Consider the following 1,103-nt stretch of genomic DNA (forward strand, 5'->3'; position numbering starts at 1 on the left):
ATATAACAAAGCAGAAAATCTGACAAAAACTTAACGCATTCATGGCTAGATTCTATGAGTGAAGTAGAAAAGTTACGAATAGAGAATGAATACTTACGTGCAGAGAACGATTTCCTAAAAAAGTTGGAAGCCTTGGCTCAAAGCAAACAAGCCAAAAAGAAAAAGACAGTAATTATTACTGAGCTGAGGCGTAAACACAAACTAGAATACTTATTGCATATTGCAGAGCTAGCTCGAAGTAGTTATTATTATCATACAAAAAGCGTCTGTTTTATTGATAAGCATGCTGATTTAGTGAGGCATGTTATAGCATGTTATCAAAAGCATAAAGGTCGATATGGCTATAGACGTGTAACATTAGCCCTAAGAAATACGCTAGATAAAGCTGTGAACTATAAGACAATAGCCAAGATAATGAGATTGTTAAAACTCAAAAGTGTAATCCGAGTTAAGAAATATAAGTCTTATAAGGGAGATGTAGGTATAGCGGCGGACAAATATTCTACAAAGAAATTTTAAAGCTGACAACCCATATGAGAAATGGGTTACCGATGTGACTGAATTTAAAGTTGCTGGAAGCAAATTATAATTTATCACCTATTATGGATTTATTTAATGGGGAAATTATAAGTTATAATATATCTACATCTCCTAACTATAAACAGTTGAAGACATGACTAGATAAAGCGACATAACAAAAGAAAGAAAAAAAGAAAGGCAAAAGATCTAATAAAGACTATTAATTCAATCATTACCGACTCAAGGGAAACCAATTTAATAATTAAGGACTAAAAAATAATATCAAAAATCTAATTAAAAAGACAAATGAAATTATTCAGAGCATGTCCAGAAAGGGAAACTGTCTAGATAATGCTCTGAATAATTTCATTTGTCTTTTAATAGATTTTGATATATTTTTAGCCTATATAATGTTCCTTGATCGGAATGTAATATAGTTCTTTATATGATCTTTGCCTTCTTTTTTTCTTCTTTTGAGCGCTTTATCTAGCATGTCTTCAACCTGTTTATAGTTAGGAGATGTAGATATATTATAACTTATCAATTTCCCATTAAATAATACATAATAATGATGATAATATATT

At 30.2% G+C, this 1,103-nt stretch carries 1 protein-coding gene; it reads left to right on the plus strand.

What is annotated here, in order from left to right; all coding sequences use genetic code 11:
* The first annotated feature begins 54 nt into the window (after positions 1-54).
* Entirely contained in the window at positions 55-519 is a 465-nt protein-coding gene (locus SD31_RS15760; RefSeq protein ID WP_052259106.1) for an IS3 family transposase, read from the plus strand.
* The last annotated feature ends 584 nt before the right edge of the window (positions 520-1,103 follow it).

This window comes from Sphingobacterium sp. T2, from assembly GCF_000814685.1.
In the GTDB taxonomy this organism is placed as follows: domain Bacteria; phylum Bacteroidota; class Bacteroidia; order Sphingobacteriales; family Sphingobacteriaceae; genus Sphingobacterium; species Sphingobacterium thermophilum.

Coding starts and splice junctions, on each gene's coding strand:
- SD31_RS15760 (WP_052259106.1), top strand. CDS start 55: ATGAGTGAAGTAGAAAAGTTACGAATAGAGAATGAATACTTACGTGCA.